The organism is Nocardia sp. NPDC056564, assembly GCF_042793755.1.
GTDB lineage: Bacteria > Actinomycetota > Actinomycetes > Mycobacteriales > Mycobacteriaceae > Nocardia.
Genome location: NZ_JBHTUR010000017.1, coordinates 79,476 through 102,817 on the forward strand (window position 1 = coordinate 79,476; position 23,342 = coordinate 102,817).

Genomic DNA, 23,342 nt, shown 5'->3' on the forward strand with positions numbered 1-23,342 from the left:
CCCGCCAGATACAGCTCACCCGCGACACCCACCGGCACCGGGCGCAACCGCGAATCCAGCACGTACACCTGGGTGTTGAACACCGGCGCACCGATCGGCACCGTGTCGGTGTCGGAGTCGATGACCTCGTGGAACGTCACGTCGACCGCGGCCTCGGTCGGGCCGTACAGGTTGTGCAGCGCCGCGCCGGTCAGCTCGCGCAGGCGATGCGCGGGCTTGGGCGGCAGCGCCTCACCGGAGGCGAACACCAGCCGCAGCGAATCACACTGCGCCGCAGCGGCGTCGGCGACGAACACGGCGAGCATCGACGGCACGAAGTGGGTGACGGTGATCCGCTCACCGCTGATGATCTCGGCCAGGTACGCCGGGTCCCGATGCCCGTCGGGCTTCGCGACCACCAGTCGCGCACCGATCTGCAAGGGCCAGAAGAACTCCCACACCGACACGTCGAACGTGGCCGGGGTCTTCTGCAACACCGCGTCCGCGGGGTTGAGCTGGTAGGCGGCCTGCATCCACACCAGGCGGTTCACGATCGCCGCGTGCGCGACGCCGACGCCCTTGGGGCGACCGGTCGAACCGGAGGTGAAGATCACGTACGCGGTGTTCGACGGGCGCAACGGCGACCGGCGATCCGCGTCGGTGATCGCGGCCTCGGACAGCCCGCTCAGATCGAGCAGGTCGATCCGCACCTGCGCGGTATCGATGTCCAGGTCGCTGCCCGAGGTCAGCACACACACCGGATCGGCCGTGGCCAGAATGTATTCCGTGCGCTCGGCCGGGTGATCCGGATCCAGCGGCACGTACGCGCCACCGGCGACGGCGACCGCGTACATGCCGACGACCAGGTCGATCGAGCGCCGCATGCCGAGCGCCACATACGATTCCGCGCCGACACCGCGGGCGATCAGCCAGCGGGCCAGCTGATTGACCCGACCGGCGAACTCGTCGTAGGACAGATGTGTCCCCTCGAAGCTCAGCGCGGTCGCGTCGGGCGTGCGCGCGGCCTGGTCGTAGAACATCGAGACCAGCGTCGCGGCCGAATCCACCTCGTGCGCGGTGTCGTTCCAGCCGGCCACCACGAGCTCGCGCTCGGTGGTGTCGAGCAGCTCGATATCGCCGACCGGCACCGCCGGTTCGGTGGTGATCGCGGTCAGCACCCGGATCAGGCGATCGGCGATGCGCCGCACGGTCTGCTCGTCGAACAGATCGCGCAGGTAGCCCGCGCGGACCCGCAGCTTCGAGTCCAGCTGGGCGATCAGCGTCAGCGGGTAGTGCGTGGCGTCGGCCGCGTCGAGGCCGACGACCGCCATGCCGTCGATGTCGGAGGCCTGCGCCTGCAATCCCTCGGCATCCACCGGGTAGGACTCGAACACCACGAGCGTGTCGAACAGCCCGCCGATGCCCGCCGCGGACTGGATGTCCGCGAGGCCGACGTAGTGGTGATCGAGCAGATCCGCCTGCTCCCCCTGGGTCCGGGCGAGCAGCTGCCGCGCGGACTCCGCCGGGTCGAAGCGCACCCGCACCGGCACGGTGTTGATGAACAGGCCGACCATCGACTCCACGCCGGACAGATCCGCCGGGCGCCCGGACACCGTGGTGCCGAACAGCACGTCGTCGCGGCCGGTCATCCGGCCGATCAGGATGCCCCACGCGGTTTGCAGCACGGTGTTCGGCGTGACGCCGAGCGAACCGGCCAGCGCGGTGAGCCGCGCGGTGGCCTGCTCGTCGAGTTCGAAGAAGTACTCCCCGGACAGCGAGGTGATCTCGCGTCCGGCATCCGGCCGGGCCAGCAGCGTCGGCTCGGTGACCCCGCGCAGCGCGTTCGCCCAGGCCGCGACCGAGGCCGAATGATCCTGCTGCGCGGTCCATTCCAGGAAGTGCCGGTAGGACCGCACGGCGGGCAGCACGCTGGTGTCCGCGTGCGCCGCGTAGAGCACCAGCAGGTCCTGCATGAGCAGCGGCATGGACCAGCCGTCGAGCAGGATGTGGTGGTTGGCCACCACGAACTGCCAGCGGTCGCGCGCCACCTGGATCAGCGTGAACCGGATCAGCGGTGGCTCGGTCAGATCGAAGCGCTTGGTGCGGTCGGCGGCGATCAGGTCGTCGCCGTTGCCCTGCTCGATCCGGTCGTGCTCGGACCAGGCGACCCGGACGCTGTCCAGGACCACCTGCACCGGGCTGCCGTCGCGATCGGTGACGAACGCGGTGCGCAGGTTCTCGTAGCGATCGACCAAAGCCTGTGCGGCCGAACGCAACCGGGCCGCGTCCACCCGTCCGGTGAGGGTGAGCACCGCCTGTGCGGTGTACACGTCCACCGAGGTGGCGGCGAGCCTGGCATGGAACAGCAGGCCGGCTTGCAGCGCGGACAGCGGCCAGACATCGGCCAGGTTCGGGAAGCGCCGCTCCCAGCCGTCGATATCGCCCTGCGTACTGCGCACCAGGCCGAAGTCGGACGGGGTGTGGCCACCCGCGCCGGTCGAATTGGCGTGCCGGGCAACCGCTTCCAGCGCGGTCGTCCACAGCTCGCCGAACTCGCGGACGGCGGCGGCGTCGAGCAGTGTCGACGGGTAGCCGATGTTCGCGGTCAGCTTGTCGCCGGTGACGATCGCGTTGATGTCCAGCGGCGCCATCGCGGGCATGTCCGCGTCGTAGGCCCCGCCCAGCGCGCCCAGCTCGGCGGCCGGAATCCAGCCGAAGCCGCGCAGCGACTCGGGCACGTCCCCCTCGGACACGCGGCCGAGGTAGTTGAAGCTCACCTGGCCGGGCAGCTCGACCGGCAGTTCGGCGGCGGTTTCCGGGTTCAGGTAGCGCAGCAGTCCGTAGCCGACGCCCTTGTCCGGCACCGCGAGCAGCTGCTCCTTGATCGCCTTGACCGCCTGACCGAGCGCGGGTCCGCCGGCCAGCGCGGCGTCGATATCGATGCCGGACAGGTCGAAGCGGACCGGGAAGATCGCGGTGAACCAGCCGACCGTGCGCGACAGGTCCGCGCCGGGCACGATGTCCTCTTCGCGGCCGTGGCCCTCCAGGCGGATGAGCAGCGAGTCGCCGCGGGCGCCCGCCCGGCGCGCCCGCCATTTCGCGGTGGCCAGCGCCAGCGCGGTGAGCAGGCCATCGTTCACGCCGCCGTGGAACAGCGCGGGCACCGTGGTCAGCAGCGCCTTGGTGACCTCGGCGGACACCTCGACCCGCAGCTTCTCGATGACTCCGGAGGTGTCGACCGCCGGGTCCATCGGCCGCTCGGTGAGCAGCGGATCGGCCGCGTCGACCACCGAACGCCAGTGCTCGAGTTCGGTGACGCGCTCGGCACTGCGCGCCTCGCGTTCGAGCGCGTGCGCCCAGGCACGCATCGAGGTGGCCGGCGCGACCAGCTCGGGCTGCTGCCCCGCGGTGCGCTGGCCCCAGGCCGCGACGAAGTCCGGCACCAGGATGCGCCAGGAGACACCGTCGACCACCAGGTGGTGACCGACGACGATCAGTCGCCCGGCGCGTTCGCCGCCCGACGGCTCCAGCCAGACGAACCGAACCACGACGCCCGCGGCGGGATCGAGCCGATCCAGCGAGGAATCCAGTGCGGCGGAGGCGATCTCGATCAGCTCGGCATCATCGATACCGGCGTCGAAGGTCTGGTGGTCGACCAGCGCGTCCACGTCGACCGTTCCGGCAGCGGCGGTTTCGAGAATCCACTCGCCGTCGACCTGTCGCAGGCTCGCCCGCAGCATGTCGTGCCGGTCGATGACCGCGCCGACGGTCGCGACGATGCCCGCCCGGTCGATGCCGACCGGCAGCTCCAGCGCGAGCGTCTGGTTGAACCGCCCGAACGAACCGCGCCGCTCGGCCATGAACCGCACGACCGGGGTCAGCGGCATCGTGCCGACGCCACCACCGGGCAGCTCGGCCAGCACCGCCGCCGAAGCCGCTGCGGCGTCGGCGGTTTCGGCGACCGCGGCCAGCCCGGCCACGGTGCGCTGCTCGAAGACGTGCCGCGGGGTGAACACCACGCCGCGCGCCTTGGCCCGCGACACCAGCTGAATGGAGACGATGCTGTCGCCACCCAGCGCGAAGAACGAATCGTCCACGCCGACCCGCTCGAGGCCGAGCACCTCGGCGAACACCTCGGCGATGGTCTGCTCGACCGGCGTGCGCGGCGCCCGGAACACGACCTCGGTCGCGAACACCGGCTCCGGCAACGCCTTTCGATCCAGCTTGCCCACCGGGGTGAGCGGCACCCGGTCGATCACCATGATCGCCGACGGCACCATGTAGGCGGGCAGCCGATCCTCGACGTATGCGGTCAGCGCCGCGACATCGATCGAACGGCCTTGCGCCGCAACCACATACGCCACCAGCGAGGTGGCCCCCGCGGAACTCCTGTGGCCGACGGTGACCGCGAAGTCGACGCTCTCGTGCGCCGCCAGCGCCGCGTCGATCTCGCCCAGCTCGATGCGGAAACCACGCACCTTGACCTGGAAGTCGGACCGGCCGACGTATTCGACCTCACCGGTGCGGGTCCAGCGCACCACGTCACCCGTGCGGTACATCCGAGCTCCGGCGACATACGGATTCGCCACGAAGCGGTCTGCGGACAGCCCGGCCCGCGCGTGGTAACCGCGGGCCAGCTGAACGCCCGAAATATAGAGCTCACCCGCGACACCCACCGGAACGGGCCGGAGCTGGGCGTCCAGGATCAGCGACTGCATGCCACGGGTCGGGCCGCCGATGGTGACCAGATCGCCCGGCGTCAGCGGGTCGCTGATGTTGGTCATGATGGTGGTCTCGGTCGGGCCGTAACCGTTGTGGAAGCGCCGGCCGGAACCGTCCGGCGCGCCGCCCCACTTGGTCACCAGGTCGGCCGGGACCGCCTCGCCGCCGGCCACGATCACCCGCATGCCGGCCAGCCCGGCCGGATCCAGCGAGGCGAGCACCGATGGCGTGATGAACGCGTGCGTGACCCGCTCGGCACGGATCAGCTCAGCCAGTTCCTCGCCGCCGTACACCCCGGGCGGGCAGACCACCAGGGCGCCGCCGCGGCCGATCGCGAGGAGGAACTCGAGGATCGACGCGTCGAAGCTCGGCGACGCGAAATGCAGTGCGCGCGTAGACGAGTCGACGTCGTAACGGGCATTCTGCTCGTCCCGGAAGTTCGCCAGACCGGCGTGCGTGACCACGACGCCCTTGGGCACGCCGGTGGAGCCGGAGGTGTAGATCACGTAGGCCGGATGTTCCGGCCGCACCGGACGCACGCGCTCGGCGTCGGTGATCGCGGCGGCGTCGACGCCGGACAGATCCAGCTCGTCGAGGACCAGCCATTCGACCGAGTCCGGCAGGTCGCCGCGCACGGACGTCACGGTCAGGCCGACCGGCGAGCCCGAGTCGGTGACCATGTGCGCGATGCGGTCGGCCGGGTAGGTCGGGTCGATCGGCACGAAGGCGGCGCCGGATTTGGCCACCGACCATTCGGCGAAGTACGAGTCGTCCGAGCGCGGCACGGCGACCGCGACCAGATCCTCGGTGCCGAGGCCGCGCTCGATCAGCAGGCGGGCCAGGCGGTTCGAGCGTTCGTCCAGCTCGGCGTAGGACAGACTGCGCCCCTGGAAGACCACCGCGGGTGCCGCCGGGTCGATGGCGGCGGCCTCGGCGATCAGCTCCGGCAGCGTCCGCGCGGGTGTGGCCGCCTCGCCGGTGCGCGCGGTCAGGTCGGCCAGCTCCGCGGCATCGAGCACGTCGATCTGGCCGACCGCGATGGCCGGGTTCGCGGCGATGGCCTCGAGCACCCGCTGCCAGCGCTGCGCGATCTCCGCCGCGGTCGACTCGTCGAACAGCTCGGTGGCATAGGTGAGCGCCAAAGCCATTCCGGCCGTGCCGGGTTCACCCAGCTCGGACAGCGTGAACTGGAGGTCGAAGCGCGCGATGCTCTCTTCGAGATCGAGCGCGGACACCGAGAGCCCGGGCAGTTCGAGGCTGGTGCGATCCAGGTTCTGGAACGCGAGCATCACCTGGAACAGCGGATTGCGCGCCTGCGAGCGTTCCGGGGCGAGCAGCTCCACCAGTCGCTCGAACGGCACGTCGGCGTTGCCGTACGCGTCCAGGTCGGTGCGCCGCACCCGATCCACCAGCTCGGTGAACGACTCGGCGGCGTCGATCCCGGTGCGCAGCACCAGGGTGTTGACGAACATGCCGACCAGGTCGTCGAGGGCCTGCTCGCCGCGGCCCGCGATCGGCGTGCCGACCGCGATGTCGTCCGCGCCGGACAGCCGCGACAGCAGCACGGTCAGCGCGCCGTGCATCACCATGAACAGCGACGCACCGCGTTGGCGGGCAATGTCTTCCAGCGCGGCGATCAGCTCGCCGGGCAGCTCGCGGTGCAGCGTCGCGCCGCGGAACGAGGCGATCGCCGGGCGCGGCCGGTCCGTGGGCAGGGTCAGCTCGTCCGGGACGCCGTCGAGGGCCCGCTGCCAGTGCGCCACCTGGCGCGCCATCAGCGAGTCCGGATCGTCCTCGGTGCCGAGCACCTCGCGCTGCCAGACCGCGAAGTCGGCGTACTGCACGGCCAGCGGCGCCCAGCCGGGCGCGCTGTCCTGGGTGCGCGCCGAGTAGGCGAGCATCACGTCGCGGGTCAGCGGGCCCATCGAGAAGCCGTCGGCCGCGATGTGGTGCACCACGACAACCAGCACGTGCTCGTCCGGCCCCGCGCTGTAGAGCCGGGTGCGCAGCGGAACCTGTTCGGCCACATCGAATCCGGTGGTGACGAAGTCGGTCACCACGGCGGTCAGCTCGGCCGGATCCACCTGCACCGGATGCAGGTCGAGCGCGATGTTCTCGGCGGGCACGATCACCTGGACCGGGGTGCCGCCGTGCTCGGGGTAGCGGGTGCGCAGCGATTCGTGCCTGCGCACCACGTCGGCCACCGCCAGCCGCAGCGCGGCCACGTCGAGCGCGCCGGTCAGGCGGATGGCGACCGGCAGGTTGTAGGCCGCCGAGGAGGTGTCGTACTTGTTCAGGAACCACATCCGCTGCTGTGCGAACGACAGCGGCACCAGTTCGTCGGCCTTGCGCGGCCGGGCAACCAGCCTGGCCCGCGCGGCCCCGTCGGCATGCGATTCCACCCGCGCGGCCAGCGCGGCGACGGTCGGCGCCTCGAACAGCGCGCGCACCGCGACCGTGGTGCCGAGCGCGGCGCCGATGCGGGACACCACCCGCGTCGCGATCAGCGAGTTGCCGCCGAGGTCGAAGAAGTCGTCGTCGACGCCGACCCTGGGCAGGTCGAGCACCTCGGCGAACACCGCGGCCACCGTCTCCTGCACCGGGGTGACCGGCGCGCGGAAGGCCCGCGACTGCACCGCGGGGGCGGGCAGCGCCCGGCGATCGAGCTTTCCGTTGACGGTCAACGGAATCCACTCCAGCCGCACCAGGGCCGCGGGCACCATATAGGACGGCAGCCGCTCGGCGGCGCCGTCGCGCACCCGGTCGAGCACCGGGACGACGTCGGGCTCGGCGACCACGTAGGCCACGATCCGCTGATCGCCCGGCTGGTCCTCGCGCACGATGACCGCCGCCTGGGCGATGCCCGGCTGGGCCAGGATCGCGGACTCGATCTCGCCGAGTTCGATGCGGAAGCCGCGGACCTTCACCTGATCGTCGGCGCGGCCGAGGTATTCGAGTTCGCCGAAGCGGTTCCAGCGGGCGAGGTCACCGGAGCGGTAGAGCCGCGAGCCCGCCGAGTCGGAGCCGGCCAGCGGGTTGGCCACGAACCGGGTGGCGGACAGGTCGGGGCGACCGAGGTAGCCGCGGGCCAATTGCGGTCCGGCGACGTACATTTCGCCCGCCACGCCGACCGGGACCGGACGCAGCCGGCTGTCCAGCACGAACACCCGCAGTCCGGCGATGGCCCGGCCGACCACGCTGCCGGAGGCGGCGGCGATGGTCGCCGCGTCCAGCGCGCGGTAGGACACGTGCACCGTGGTCTCGGTGATGCCGTACATGTTGACCAGCAGCGGCGCCGAATCGCCGTGGCGGGCAACCCAATCCGAGAGCCTGCGCAGTTCGAGCGCCTCGCCGCCGAACACCACGTAGCGCAGCGCGAGCGGGGCGGCCTCGGGTGCGGCGTTGCGATCGGCCTCGGCCAGCTGATAGAACGCGGACGGGGTCTGGTTGAGCACCGTGACCCGTTCCGCGCGCAGCAGTTCCAGGAACTGCTCGGGCGACCGCGAGGTGTAGTAGTCGACCACGACCAGGGTGCCGCCGAACAGCAGCGGGCCCCACAGCTCCCACACCGAGAAGTCGAAGGCGTAGGAGTGGAACAGCGTCCACACGTCGTCGGGGCCGAAGTTGAAGTCGCGATCGGTATTGGCGAACAGCCGCACCACATTCCGGTGCGCGACCGCGACCCCCTTCGGGCGGCCGGTCGAACCGGAGGTGTAGATGACGTACGCGACATGATCGGGCGAGAGCGCCGCGTTGCGGTCCGCGTCGGTGATCGGCGCGTCGTCGGCGTCCTCGACGTTGCCGGTCTCCACCGCGAAGCCGTCCAGCACCACGCTCGGCAGGTCCACCGGCACCGTCACCTGGACCGTCGAGTCCAGGATCACGCTGGTCGGCTGGGAGTCCGCGAGCACGAACGCAATGCGATCGGCCGGATAGGTCGGATCGACCGGCACATAACCCGCGCCGGTCTTGACCACCGCGACCAGCGCGACGACCAGGTCAAGCGAGCGCGGCAGAATCACCGCGACCAGCGACTCCGGTCCGGCGCCGTCCGCGATCAGCCTGCGCGCCAAGATGTTCGCGCGCCGATCCAGCTCGGCGTAGGTCAGCTGTTCGACGCCGAAGCGCGCGGCGACGCGGTTCGGATGCGCGGCGACGGCCGCATCGAACACCGTGACCAGAGTGGCCGCTGAATTACTGAAACCACCTGAGCTGTATCCATTGGTGGCGCTCCCGGTGCGCTCCGTGGTTACGCGGGCTGCCGCCTCCGCGCCCGTCGCTCGCGCCACGGCGTCCATTCCGGACGACACCCAGCGCTGCGAGACGTCCAAGCGCTCGGACTCGCCGAGCAGGTCGATGTCGCCGACCGCGATCTGCGGGTCCTCGGCGACGGCGTGCAGCACGCGCACCAGCCGGTCGGCGAACGAGGCCACGGTCTCCGGATCGAACAGCTCGGTCGCGTAGTTCCAGGACAGCGCCAGCGCGCCGTCCGCGGCCGCGCCGACGGTCAGCTGCACGTCGAACTTCGCGGTGCCCGCGTCGAATTCGACCACGTCGAGGTCAAGGCCGGGCAGCTCGACGGTGCCCATGTCGGCGGCCGAGGCCGCCTCGAAGGTGAGCGCGACCTGGAACAGCGGGTGATGCGCCTGCGAGCGAGCCGGGCTGATGACGTCCACCAGCCGCTCGAACGGCACGTCGGCATTGCCGAACGCGGCCAGGTCGGTCCGGCGCACCTGCTCGAGCAGTTCGCTGAAGGCGGCGGCGGGATCCACCTCGCTGCGCAGCACCAGCGTGTTGACGAACATGCCGACCAGGTCGTCCAGTGCCCGCTCGCCGCGGCCGGCGATCGGGGTGCCGATGGCGATGTCGGAGCTGTTGGACAGCCTGCTCGCCCACGCGGCCAGCGCCGCGTGCACGACCATGAACAGCGTGACCCCGCGTTGCCCAGCCAGCTCGACCAGCGCGGCGTGCAGCTCGGCGTCGACCGAGAAGTTGTGCGTGCCACCGGCATTGGAGGCGATCTCCGGGCGCGGCCGGTCGGCGGGCAGCTCGATCTGATCGGGCAGATCGCGCAGCTGCTCGACCCAGTACGCGATCTGCTGGGCCGCCACCGATTCCGGATCGTGCTCGACGCCGAGCACCTCGCGCTGCCACAGCGCGTAGTCCGCGTACTGCACGTCCAGCGGCGCCCAGGCGGGCGTCTCGCCGCGGGTGCGCTCGCTGTAGGCGACGACCACGTCGCGCAGCAGCGGCCGCAGCGAGAAGCCGTCGGCGCTGATGTGATGCATGACCAGTACCGCGACGTGATTGCGCGGATCCAGGCTGAGCAGGCTCGCGCGGAAGGCGATCTCGCGGGTCACGTCGAAGGGGTAGCTCGCCAGCTCGACGATGCGCGCGGGCAGTTCGGCCGCGGTCACCGGCTCGGCGACGACCTCGGACGACACCTCGGAGACCGACAGGATGCGCTGGTAGCCAGTGCCTTCCACCTCGGGGTAGACGGTGCGCAGCGCCTCGTGCCGAGCCAGCACATCGCCGATCGCGGCATTGAGCGCCGCGACGTCGAGGTCACCGGTGAGCCGGATGGCGACCGGAATGTTGTTGACCGCGGTGCGGTTGTCGAACCGGTTGAGGAACCACATCCGCTGCTGGGCCAGCGACAGCGGCACCAGCCCGGAGCGCTCCTGCGGCACCAGCGGCGCCCGGCCGCCCTGTCCCGCCGCCGATTCCACGCGCGCGGCCAGCGCGGCGACGCTCGACGCGTCGAACAGCGCGCGCACCGGAACCTGCGTGTCCAGCGCCTCGCCGAGGCGCGCCGCCACCTGGGTGGCGACCAGGGAGTTGCCGCCGAGTTCGAAGAAGTCGTCGTCCAGGCCGACCCGCTCGACGCCGAGCACCGCGGCGAAGGTATCGGCGACGATCTCCTGCACCGGGGTGACCGGGGCGCGGAAAGTCTTGGCCGCGAACGTCGGTTCGGGCAGCGCCCGCCGGTCGAGCTTGCCGGACGGGTTCAGCGGGAACGCGTCGAGCTCCACATAGGCCGCGGGCACCATGTACGCGGGCAGCTGCGCGCCGAGCGCGGTCTTCACCGACTCGACGTCCAGCGCCCGGTCCGGGTCGCCGACCACGTAGGCGACGAGTTGATCGCCCGCTCGCTCGTCGGTGCGCACCAGCACGACCGCCTGGGCGATGGATTCCAGTGCGGTGAGCGCGGATTCGATCTCGCCGAGCTCGATCCGCAGACCGCGCAGCTTCACCTGGAAGTCGGTGCGGCCCAGGTACTCCAGCTCGCCGCCCTCGGTCCAGGACACCAGGTCGCCGGTGCGGTACATGCGCTGGGCGTCGCCGAACGGATTCGCGATGAACCGCTCGGTGGTCAGGTCCGGACGGGCGACATAGCCGTGCGCCAGCTGCGCGCCGGCCAGGTACAGCTCGCCGGGCACCCCGACCGGAACCGGCCGCAGCCGCGAATCCAGCACGTACACCTGGGTGTTGAACACCGGGGCGCCGATCGGCACCGAGCTGGTGTCGGCCTCGGTCACCTCGTGGAAGGTGACGTCGACGGCCGCCTCGGTCGGGCCGTACAGGTTGTGCAACCGCGCGCCGGTCAGCGTGCGCAGTCGCTGCGCGGTCACCGCGGGCAACGCCTCGCCGGAGGCGAAAACATTACGCAGACTGACGCATTCGCCCGCGCGCGGCTCGGCGACGAACACCGACAGCATGGACGGCACGAAATGCGCCGTGCTGACCCGCTCTTCGATGATCAGCCGGGCCAGGTAGGCGGGATCGCGGTGACCGTCCGGCTTGGCGATCACCAGGCGCGCGCCGACCTGCAAGGGCCAGAAGAACTCCCACACCGACACGTCGAACGTGGCCGGCGTCTTCTGCAACACCACGTCGTAGGCCGCCAGGCCGTACTCCGCGTGCATCCAGACCAGGCGGTTGACGATGGCCGCGTGCGAGACCGCGACCCCCTTCGGCCGGCCGGTCGAGCCGGAGGTGAAGATCACGTACGCCGTGTTCGCCGGGCGCAGCGGCTTGTGCCGGTCCGCGTCGGTCAGCGGCGCGTCCGAGAACTCGGACAGATCCAGCTGATCGATGCGCACCTGCCGGGAGCCGGTGGACTCCAGGTCGGAGCCCGAGGTCAGCACACAGACCGGGCGCGCGGTGTCGAGGATGTAATCGGTGCGCTCGGCCGGGTGATCCGGATCCAGCGGCACGTACGCGCCGCCGGCGGCGTTCACCGCGTACATGCCGACCAGGAGGTCGATCGAGCGCCGCATGCCAAGCGCGACATACGATTCCGGGCCGACGCCGTTCTGCTTGAGCCAGCGTGCCAGGCGGTGCACCCGGCCGGCGAACTCGGCGTAGGACAGACTTGTCCCCTCGAACGTCACCGCGTGTGCCTCGGGCGTCCGCGCGACCTGGGCCTCGAACAGCGAGACCAGCGTCGCCGCGGCATCGCCGACCGGCGAGGTCAGCGCCGCGTCCACCGGGAATTCGGTGTCGTTCCACCGCTCGACGACCAGCTGACGCTCGGCCGGGTCCAGCAGATCGATATCGCCCACCGCCGCGGTCGGCTCGGCGGCGACGCCGGCCAGCACGCGCAGGAAGCGCTCGGCGAAGGTATTCGCGAACCCGCCGTCGAAAAGATCTGTGGCATAGAGCAGTTCGGCGTCCATCGACGCCTCGGTGCCCTGCACCTCACTCAGCGTGAGCTGCAGGTCGAACTTCGCGGTCGGCTGGTCGATGCCGAGTTCGGAGACCAGCAGGCCGGGCAGCTCGAGCGAGGCGCGGCCGAGGTTCTGGAACGACAGCATCACCTGGAACAGCGGATGCCGCGCCTGCGAACGGGCCGGGTTGAGCACCTCGACCAGCCGCTCGAACGGCACGTCCGCGTGTGCGAATGCCTGCAGGTCACGCTCGCGGACCTGGGCGAGCAGGTCGGTGAACGACGCGTCGGTGTCGACCTGCGCGCGCAGCACCAGGGTGTTGACGAACATGCCGACCAGGTCGTCCAGGGCCTGGTCACCACGGCCGGCCACCGGGATGCCGATGGCGATGTCGTCGGAGCCGCTCAGTCGGGCGAGCAGTGCCGCGAAGGCGCTGTGCACCACCATGAACAGCGTGGTGCCGTGCGCGTGCGCGACCCGGTTCAGCTCGTCGATCAGCTCGCCGGGCACCCGGAACCGGTGCGTCCCGGCCTGATACGACGCGACCGCGGGCCGCGGACGTCCGGCCAGGCGCAGCTCGTCGGGCAGGCCGTCGAGCGCGGTGCGCCAGTAGTCGAGCTGCTCGGAGATCAGCGAGGTCGGGTCGTCCTCGGAGCCGAGGGTTGCCCGCTGCCACAGCGCGAAATCCACGTACTGGACCGCCAGCGGCGGCCAGCCCGGCTCGGACGCCGAGGTGCGGGCCACGTAGGCGGTCATCAGGTCGCGGACCAGTGGCCGCATCGAGAAGCCGTCCGTCGCGATGTGATGCACCACGACGACCAGCACGTAATCCTGATCGCCGAGCTGGTAGGCGCGCAGTCGCACCGGCGGCTCGGCGGTCACGTCGAAGCCGCGTTCGACGAATTCGTAGAGGGCGCCGAGCAATTGGCCCTCGGCGACCGGGAAGACCTCCAGGTCCGGGATCGCCCTGGTCGCGGGCAGCACCCGCTGGTAGGCGACGCCGTCCTGGGACGGGTAGACGGTGCGCAGCGATTCGTGCCGCGCGACCACGTCGGCGACCGCGCCGCGCAGCGCGGCCAGATCCAGCGCGCCCTCCAGCCGCACCGCGGCCGGAATGTTGTTGGCGGCCGAGTCGGCGTCGAAGCGGTTGAGGAACCACATCCGCTGCTGCGCCAGCGACAGCGGCGGGCGCTCGGGGCGCACCTGTGCGGTCAGCGCCTGGCGCGCACCGGTTCCGGCCCGCGATTCGACGCGGGCGGCCAGCGCGGCCACGGTCGGCGCCTCGAACAGCACGCGCACGCCGACCTCGGTGTCGAGCGCCGCGCTCAGCCGCGCGACCACCTGGGTGGCCACCAGTGAGTTGCCGCCGAGTTCGAAGAAGTCGTCGTCCACGCCGACGCGCGGCAGCCCGAGCAGGTCGGCGAAGACCTCCGCGACGATCTCCTCGATCGGCGTGGCCGGGGCCCGGAACTGCTTGGCCTCGAACACCGGCGCGGGCAGCGCCCGGCGATCGAGCTTGCCGGAGGCGTTGACCGGGAAGGAGTCGAGCACGACCAGCGCGGCCGGAATCATGTAGCCGGGCAGCAGACCGGCCAGCGCCAGCTTCACCGCGTCGGTATCGATGACCGAACCCGATTCGGCGACAACGTAACCCACCAGCTGATCGCCGGCGTGCGCGTCGGCGCGCACCACGACGACCGACTGCGCGACACCGGGCTGGGCCAGCAGCGCGGCCTCGATCTCGCCGAGCTCGATCCGCAGACCGCGCAGCTTCACCTGGAAGTCGGTGCGGCCCAAATACTCCAGCTCGCCGGCCGCGGTCCAGGTGACGAGGTCACCGGTGCGGTACATCCGCTCCCCCGCGCCGCCGTACGGATTGGCGACGAAGCGATCCGAGGTCAGATCCGGGCGGCCGAGGTAGCCGAGGGCGAGCTGATCGCCCGCGAGATAGAGCTCACCCGCGACACCGGGGGCGACCGGATGCAGGCGGGCGTCGAGCACGAAGACCCGGGTGTTCCACACCGGGGCGCCGATCGGCACCGAGGTCGAATCCGCTTCCGTCACTTCGTGATACGTGACGTCGACGGCCGCCTCGGTGGGGCCGTACAGGTTGTGCAGCTGGGCGCCGGTCAGCTCGCGCAGGCGCTGCGCGGTCGGCGCGGGCAGCGCCTCACCGGAGGCGAACACCTGCCGCAGCCGCGAGGACGGGTAACCGTCCGCGTCGCCGTTCTCGTTGCCGAGGGTGGATACGAACACCGACAGCATGGACGGCACGAAATGCGCCGTGGTGATGCCGTGTTCGGCGATGATCTGCGCCAGGTACACCGGGTCGCGATGCCCGTCCGGCTTCGCCACGACCAGCCGCGCGCCGGTCTGCAAGGGCCAGAAGAACTCCCACACCGACACGTCGAAGGTGGCGGGCGTCTTCTGCAGCACCGCGTCGCCGGCGCCGATCGGGTACTTGTGCTGCATCCACAGCAGCCGGTTGACGATCGAGGCATGGCTCACCGCCACGCCCTTCGGCCGGCCGGTCGAACCCGAGGTGAAGATGACGTAGGCGGTGTTGCCCGGCCGCAGCGGCCGGGTGCGTTCGGCATCCGTGATCGGCGCGCCGCTGGAGGCGGCCATGCCCGGCACACCCTCGATGCCCTCGATCGCGATGACCGAGACCTCACGCTGCAGGTCGATGTCGAACCCGTCCGCCGAGCGGTACAGGATCATCCGCGGGCGCGCGGTGTCGACGATGTGGTTGATCCGGTCGGCGGGCTGATCCGGGTCGAGCGGCACGTACGCCGCGCCCGTCTGCAACACCGCGTACATCGCGATGACCAGCTCGTTGGAGCGCCGGATCGACAGGGCGACCAGCGATTCCGGGCCGAGGCCTGCCTTGATCAACTGCCGGGCGATGCGGTTGGCCCGCACCTGTAGCTCCCGGTAGGTGAGCCGCTCTTCGTCGAAAACCAGGGCCACCGCGTCCGGCGTGGCCGCGGCCTGCGCGTCGAACAGCGAGACCAGGGTCTCGGCCGGAACTCGGTGTGCGGTGTCGTTCCAGTCGACCAGCACCTGCGCCTGCTCGTGCGGCGCGAGCAGATCGATGTCGCCGATCGGCACGTTCGGGTCGGCGGTGACCGCCGCCAGCACCCGGTCCAGCCTGCGCGCGAACGCGGCCACCGTGCCCTCGTCGAAAAGGTCCTCGGCATAGGAGAATTCGGCCGACATGCCGGCCGCGTCGCCCAGTTCGTCCTGGGTCTCCTGCAGGGTCAGCTGCAGGTCGAACTTGGCCAGGCGGGCGTCGTAGTCGACGCCGTTGACCGAGAGTCCGGGCAGCTCGAGGCTGGCCTGCCTGGTGTTCTGGAAGGTCAGCATCACCTGGAACAGCGGATGCCTGGCCTGCGAGCGGGCCGGGTTGAGCACCTCGACCAGCCGCTCGAACGGAACGTCCGCGTGCGCGAACGCGTGCAGGTCCTTCTCCCTGGCCTGCGCGAGCAGATCGGCGAAGCTCGCCGCGCCGTCGACCTCGGTGCGCAACACGAGCGTGTTGACGAACATGCCGATCAGGTCGTCCAGCGCGGCCTCGCCGCGACCGGCCACCGGTGTGCCGATGGCGATGTCGGCGGTGCCGCTGGCCCGGGCGAGCAGCACGGCCAGCGCGCTGTGCATGACCATGAACAGCGAGGCGTTGTGCCTGCGGCCCAGATCGACCAGCGCGCGCTGGGTCTCCCCGGAGATCACGAACGGGTAGGTGCCGCCGCGATAGGACGCCGCCGCGGGGCGCGGCCGGTCCGAGGGCAACACCAATTCGTCCGGCAGGTCCGCGAGTTCGCGAGTCCAGTAGCGAATCTGGTTGGCGATCAACGAACTCGGGTCGTCCTCGGAACCGAGCACCTCGCGCTGCCACAGCGCGTAGTCGGCGTACTGCACGGGCAGCGCCGACCAGGCCGGCGCCTCCCACGAGGTACGCGCCGCGTAGGCCACCATCACGTCGCGGGCCAGCGGGCCCATCGACCAGCCGTCGGCGGAGATGTGGTGCACCACCATGCCGAGCACGTACTCGGTCTCGCTGATCTCGAAAAGCCTTGCGTGCAAAGGCACTTCGCTGGTCACGTCGAACGCCATGGAGGCGAGCTGGACCAGGTGGTCGATCAGGTTGTGCTCGGTCACCGGGATCGGCGTCAGGTCGGGCACGATCTGCGCCGCGTCCAGCACCACCTGCACCGGACCGGTCTTGGTCTCCGGGAACACGGTGCGCAGCGACTCGTGCCGGTCGATCACGTCGATGACCGCCACCTGCAGCGCGGCCACATCGAGGTCGCCGGACAGGCGGATGGCGACCGGGATGTTGTTCACCGCGGACGCGGTGTCGAACCGGTTGAGGAACCACATGCGCTGCTGCGCGAGCGAAAGCGGCACTTCCTCCGGGCGAACCCGGGCGACCAGGGCCTTGCGCGCACCGTCACCGGCGTGCGACTCCACCCTGGCCGCGAGCGCGGCGACGGTGGACGCCTCGAACAGCATGCGCACCGGGACGCGGGTATCGAGCGCGATGCCGAGGCGGGAGGCGACCTGGGTCGCGATCAGCGAGTTGCCGCCGAGCTCGAAGAAGTCGTCGTCGACGCCGACCCGGTTGATGCCGAGCACCTCGGCGAAGATCTGCGCGACGATCTCCTCGATCGGCGTTGTGGGCGCCCGGAATTCGCGCACCTCGAACACCGGCGCGGGCAGCGCCTTGCGGTCGAGCTTGCCGGACGGGTTGAGCGGCAACGCCTCCAGCACCACGATCGCCGACGGCACCATGTAGGCGGGCAGCGTGCGATGCAGGGCGTTCTTGATGTTGTCGATGTCGACCGGGCCCGCCGGGGTGACCACGTAGGCAACCAGCTGGTCGCCCGCCACGGTGTCCAGCACGAGCACGACCGCCTGGGTGACGGCCGGGTGGTCGAGCAGCGCGGCCTCGATCTCGCCGAGCTCGATGCGCTGGCCGCGGAACTTCACCTGGAAGTCGGTGCGGCCGATGTATTCCAGCACGCCCGCCGCGCCGACCTCGGGATCGCGCGGTTCGACCCAGCGGACCAGGTCGCCGGTGCGGTAGAGCCGGGTGCCGGGCGCGCCGAAGGGGTTGGCGACGAAGCGTTCCGCGCTCAGGTCGGGGCGGCCGTGGTAGCCGCGGGCGGTCTGCACGCCGCCCATATACAGCTCGCCGGGCACGCCGACCGGAACCGGCGCCAAGCCCTCGTCGAGCACATAGGCCTGCGCGTTCCACACCGGACGCCCGATCGGCACCGAGGTGGGGGCGACCTCGTTCAGGTGCCAGGCGGTCGCGTGCACGGTGAACTCGGTCGGGCCGTACAGGTTGTGCATCGCGGCGGTGGAGAACTGCCGGAACGCGGCGACGGTGGCCGGCGGCAGCGCCTCACCGGCGACCAGAACCGCACGCAGCGAGGCACATTCGGCGGTGGACGCGGCGCCGGCGAACACCGAGAGCATGGACGGCACGAACGAGGTCATGGTGACCTGGTGCCTGCCGATGATCTCGGACAGGTACATCGGATCGCGATGCCCGTCCGGCGCGGCGATCAGCATGCGAGCGCCGACGGTCAAGGTGCCGAACAACTCCCACACCGACACGTCGAAGGTGACCGGGGTCTTCTGCAACACCACATCGGCCGGGCCCATGCGGTATTCGCCGGTGATCCAGGCGATCTGGTTCAGCACGCTGGCGTGGCTGACCGCCACGCCCTTGGGCCTGCCGGTGGAGCCGGAGGTGTAGAGCACGTACGCGGTGTTCGTCGGGCGCAGCGGTGCGCGACGCTCGGCGTCGGTGACCGGTCCGTCGCCGAACTCGCGCAAATCCAAGGCGTCGACGGCGATCACCGGGCGGTCGGCGGACTTGACGTCGTCCGACAGCGTGGTCAGCACGCACACCGGTGTCGAGTTCGCCAGCACGTAATCGGTGCGCTCGGCCGGGTGATCGGGATCGATCGGCACGTAGCCGCCGCCCGCGGTCATGGTGGCGTAGATGGCGATCAGCATGTCCACCGAGCGGCGGATGCCGACGGCGACCAGCGACTCCGGGCCGACGCCCTCGGCGATCAGCTTGCGCGCCAGGCGATTCACCCGCGCCGAGAACTCGGCGTAGGTCAGCTGGACCTGCGGGCCGAATTCGCCCGCGCTGCGCGTGCCGCCGTCGAACAGGACGGCGATGTCGTTCGGGCGCAGGCGGACCTGTTCCTCGAACAGCTCGAGCACGGTCGCCGCGGGCAGTTGGTGCGCGGTCCGGTTCCAGCCGGTGAGCACCGTGGCGCGCTCGGCGTCGTCGAGGATGTCGATGTCGCGCACCGCGGTCTGCGGGGTACTGACCGCGGCCTCGAGCACACGCAGGTAGCGGCGGGTGAATTCGGTGACCGTCGCGGCGTCGAACAGGTCGGTGGCGAAGGAGACCACGGCGGCCATGCCGGCCGGTTCCCCCTGCGCGCCACGCTCTTCGGTCACGGTCCACTGCAGGTCGAACTTGGCGATATCGACCTCGAGCTCGTCGGCGGTGACCGAGAGCCCGGGTAATTCCAGGGTCGCGTGCGACATTTCCTGGAACGAGAGCATCACCTGGAACAGCGGATGCCGGGCCTGCGAGCGGGTCGGGTTGAGCACCTCGACCAGCCGCTCGAACGGCACGTCCGCGAACGCGAACGCGGCGAGATCGGTTTCCCTGGTGCGGGCCAGGAATTCGTTGAACGGCTCGCTGCCGTCGACCTCCGAGCGCAGCACCAGCGTGTTGACGAACATGCCGATCAGGTCGTCGAGGGCCTGCTCGCCACGCCCGGCGACCGGGGTGCCGATGGCGATGTCGTTGGTGCCGGACAGGCGGGCGAGCAGCACGGCCAGGGAGGCGTGCATGACCATGAACAGGCTCACGCCCTGCGCCCGCGCCAACGCCGAAAGCCGTTGGTGCAGTTCGGCATCGATGTCGAAGGCGACGCGGCCACCGCTGAAGCTCTGCACCGGCGGGCGCGGACGGTCGGCGGGCAGATCGAGCTGGTCGGGCAGCCCGGCCAATGCCCTGCGCCAGTAGGCGATTTCGCGGGCGGCCATGGAGCCGGGATCGGACTCGGCGCCGAGCAGCTCGCGCTGCCAGACGCTGAAGTCCTGGTACTGCACCGGCAGCGGCGCCCAGCTCGGCGCCTGTCCCGCGGCGCGCGCGAGGTAGGCGGCGGCGACGTCGCGGGCCAGCGGGCCGAACGAGAAGCCGTCCGCGGCAATGTGATGCACCACGAAGGCGACCGCGTAATCGGCGGTGCCGTTGTCCCGGCCGCCGGTCACCGCGTAGACCCGGACCCGGATCGGCAGCTCCCGGGACACGTCGAAGCCGGTGGAGGCGAACGCGGTGAGCACACCGTGCAGCGCGGCCTCGTCGATCGGCTCGATCGCGATGCCGAGATCGACCTGGTCGACCGGCAGCACCTGCTGGTAGCCGCCGTCACCGGACTCGGGGAAGATCGTGCGCAGCGACTGCTGGCGCGCGACCACGTCGATCAGCGCGGCCTGCAACGCGTCCAGGTCGACCTCGCCGCGCAACCGCACCACGAACGGCAGGTTGTAGGCGGGCACGGTCGAGTCGAACTGGTTGATGAACCACATCCGCTGCTGCGACAGCGACAGCGGCACCCGCTCGGGCAGCTGCTGGGCCACCAGCGGCGGCCGGGCGCCCTCGGTCTGGCTCGCGTTCTCCGCGCGGGCGGCGATCCCGGCCACGGTCGGAGACTCGAACAGCGCCCGCACCCCGATCTGGGTGCCGAACGCCGCTCCGATCCGCGACACCACCTGGGTCGCGACCAGCGAGTTACCGCCGAGATCGAAGAAGTTGTCGTCGATGCCGATGCGGTCCTGGCTCAGCACGTCGGCGAAGATGCCCGCCACGATCTGCTCGGCCTGGGTGCGCGGGGCGCGGAAGCTCGTCGCGTCCACGCTGAACACCGGCTCCGGCAACGCCTTTCGGTCCAGCTTGCCGGAGGTGTTGAGCGGGAAGGCGTCCAGCACCATGATCGAGGCCGGCACCATGTAGCTCGGCAGCTTCTCGGCCGCGAACCTGGTCAGCTCGGTCGGATCTACCGAATGCCCCGGCGCGGGAACCACATACGCCACCAGCTGCTGACCGGTGGCGGTATCCATCACCAGCACGACGGCTTGACTGACCGCGGGATGCGCGAGCAGATCGGTCTCGATCTCACCGAGCTCGATGCGCTGACCACGGAACTTCACCTGGAAGTCGGTGCGGCCGATGTATTCCAGCGTGCCCGCGTCGTTCCAGCGCACCAGGTCGCCGGTGCGGTACATGCGTTCGCCGTTGTCCGACCACGGATTCGCGACGAAGCGATCCGCACTCAGATCCGGGCGCCCGCGATAGCCGCGGGCCAGCTGACGGCCACCGAGGTAGAGCTCGCCCGGCGCGCCGATCGCGGCCGGTCGCAGCCGCGAATCCAGCACGTAGACCGAGACATTCCACTCCGGGATGCCGATCGGCACGGTCACCGTGTCGGCGGCGGTCGCCTCCCAGTAGGTCACCGAGACGGCGGCCTCGGTGGGGCCGTACAGGTTGTGCAGGCCCGCCGAGGTGATCGCGCGGAAACCCGCGGCGGTCTCCGGCGGCAGCGCCTCGCCGATCACGAAAACCGCACGCAGCGTGGCACATTGCGCCCGCGTCGCGTGCGCGACGAACACCGTGAGCATGGACGGCACGAAGTCGGTCACGGTGACGCCGTGCCGCTCGATCATCTCCGCCACGTACAGCGGATCCCGATGGCCGTCGGGCGAGGCGATGACCAGCTTCGCGCCCACCAGCAGCGGCAGGAAGTAACCCCACAGCGACACGTCGAACGTGGTCGCGGTCTTCTGCAGATACACGTCGTCCGCGGTGAGCCGGTACTCGTCGAGCATCCAGAGCTGCTGGTTGACGATCGCGTGATGGGTGACCGCAACGCCCTTGGGACGTCCGGTGGAACCCGAGGTGTAGATGACGTAGGCGGTGTTGTCCGGGCGCAGCGGCGCGAGCCGGTCCGCGTCGGTCACCGGCGCGGCGGAGAACTCCGACACATCCAGGGTGTCGATCTGCACCTGCCGCACCGACTCCGGCAACTCCAGCTCATCGGCCGACAGCGTCAGCACACAGACCGGTGCCGCACTGTCGAGGATGTAGGCGGTGCGATCGGCCGGATGATCCGGATCGATCGGCACGTACGCGCCACCGGCCTTCAGCACCGCGTGCATGCCGACGACCAGCTCCAACGACCGCCGCATGCCCAGTGCGACCAGCGATTCGGGGCCGACGCCGTCGGCGATCAGGAACCGGGCCAGCCGGTTGACCCGTGCGTCGAACTCCGCGTAGGTGTGGGTCGCGCCCTCGAAGTCGAGCGCGATGTTGTCCGGCGCCACCGGCATCCGCGCATCCAGCAGCGCGGACAGCGTGGTGTCGGGCACCTCTTGGTCGGAGTCGTTCCACTCCAGCAGCGAGCGCTCCCGCTCCGCGGCGGTGGTGACGTCCAGCGCCCAGACCGCGGCGTCGTCCGCGGCCCCGAGGAACCGGTCGAAGAACTCCAGGAAGCGCGAATGATGGCGCTGCGCTTCGGCTTCGGTGTAGAGGTTCGGGTTGGTCTCGAAGTCGATGTGCGAGCGGGTGCCCGCGACCGACTGATAGAAGTTGACGCCGAGATCCTCGATGCTGCCGGTGGACAGCACGTGCAGCTGGCCGACCATCGGGCCCATCACCAGCTCGTCGTGGAACAGCATGATGTTGACCCACGGCCCGAAGAACTCGGTGGTCACCACGCCGTCACCGGCGGTGTCGCGGCGGATGTCCTCGTGCCGGTAGCGCTGATGCCGCAGCGCGCCGGACACCTCGACCGTCACCTGCTTGAGCAGTTCGCCGACCGTCGTGTCGTGCCCGACGTGCAACCGCAGCGGCACGATGTTCGACGACACACCACCCGAGCGGCGCATCGCCGCGGTGGTGCGCGCGGTCACCGGCAGGCTCAGGATGACGTCCTCGACGCCGTTCCACTGCGCCAGATACCCGGCGAACGCGGCAAGCAGCAGCCCGGCCGGCGACGAATCATGGCGCTGCACAGCCGCTTCCAGCAGCGTGTTCTGCTCGTCCGACAACGCCGCGCTGGCGATCCCGTTGATCGCGGCGGGCGGGGCGGAGCGGCCGGTCAGGCTGGTGCCGTCCTCCAGCCCCGCGACCCGCTGGGTCCAGTACTCCTTGTCCGAGCTGAATCGCGTGCTCTCGCGGTAGGCCATTTCCTGCTCATAGAGCGTGCGCAGGTCGGTGGCCTTGGAGGCGGCGGGCTCGGTGCCGTTGGTGTACGCGGTGTAGAGCTCGGCGATCCGGTTCAGGTTGGTCATGGCGCCGAAGCCGTCGAGCGTGACGTGATGCGCCCGGGAGTACCAGTACCAGTGGTCGTCGGCCAGTTGCAGCGCCGCGATCGTGATCAGGCGATCGGTGGTCAGATCCATCGGCCTGCTGTACTCGGCCCGCATCCACGCCATCGCGGCCGCGGCCGGATCGGCCTCGGCGCGCAGATCTACATAGGTGACCTTGTCGTAGTCGGCGATGCTGTGATCGACGTACTGCAACGGCTCACCGTCGCGTTCGATGATGCGCAGGAAGCCCGAACCGAGCTCGTGCGAGGCGTCGATGCTGGCCTGTTCCAGGATCTCGACATCCAGCGCGCCGTGCAGATCCACGTACTGCGCGATGTTGACCGGCACCTGCGGGTCGACATGCTGCGCGTACCAGATGCCCAGCTGTGCAGGAGACAGCGGGAAGTAGTCCGAACCAGCGTGCGCCCGTTCGTCACCAGCTTCGCCGTTTCCGCCGAAATCCAGCCGGTCCAACCGTAACCTCGCTTCCGGAACACCACGCAAGCGCTCCCCGACGACACCCGGACAGGACGCTCACCTATCCCAGCGTGGCGCCCGCGT

At 70.4% G+C, this 23,342-nt stretch carries 1 protein-coding gene (only partly in view); it reads right to left on the minus strand.

The features are described 5' to 3' along the window. A protein-coding gene (locus tag ACFQ9K_RS33175; protein ID WP_378713616.1) for a non-ribosomal peptide synthase/polyketide synthase crosses the window boundary here: on the minus strand, positions 1-23,255 show its 5' portion. Its footprint begins 20,416 nt before the window's first position; only the first 23,255 of its 43,671 coding nucleotides appear in the window; its start codon is at positions 23,253-23,255; the stop codon falls past the left edge of the window. Between the last annotated feature and the right edge of the window lie 87 nt (positions 23,256-23,342).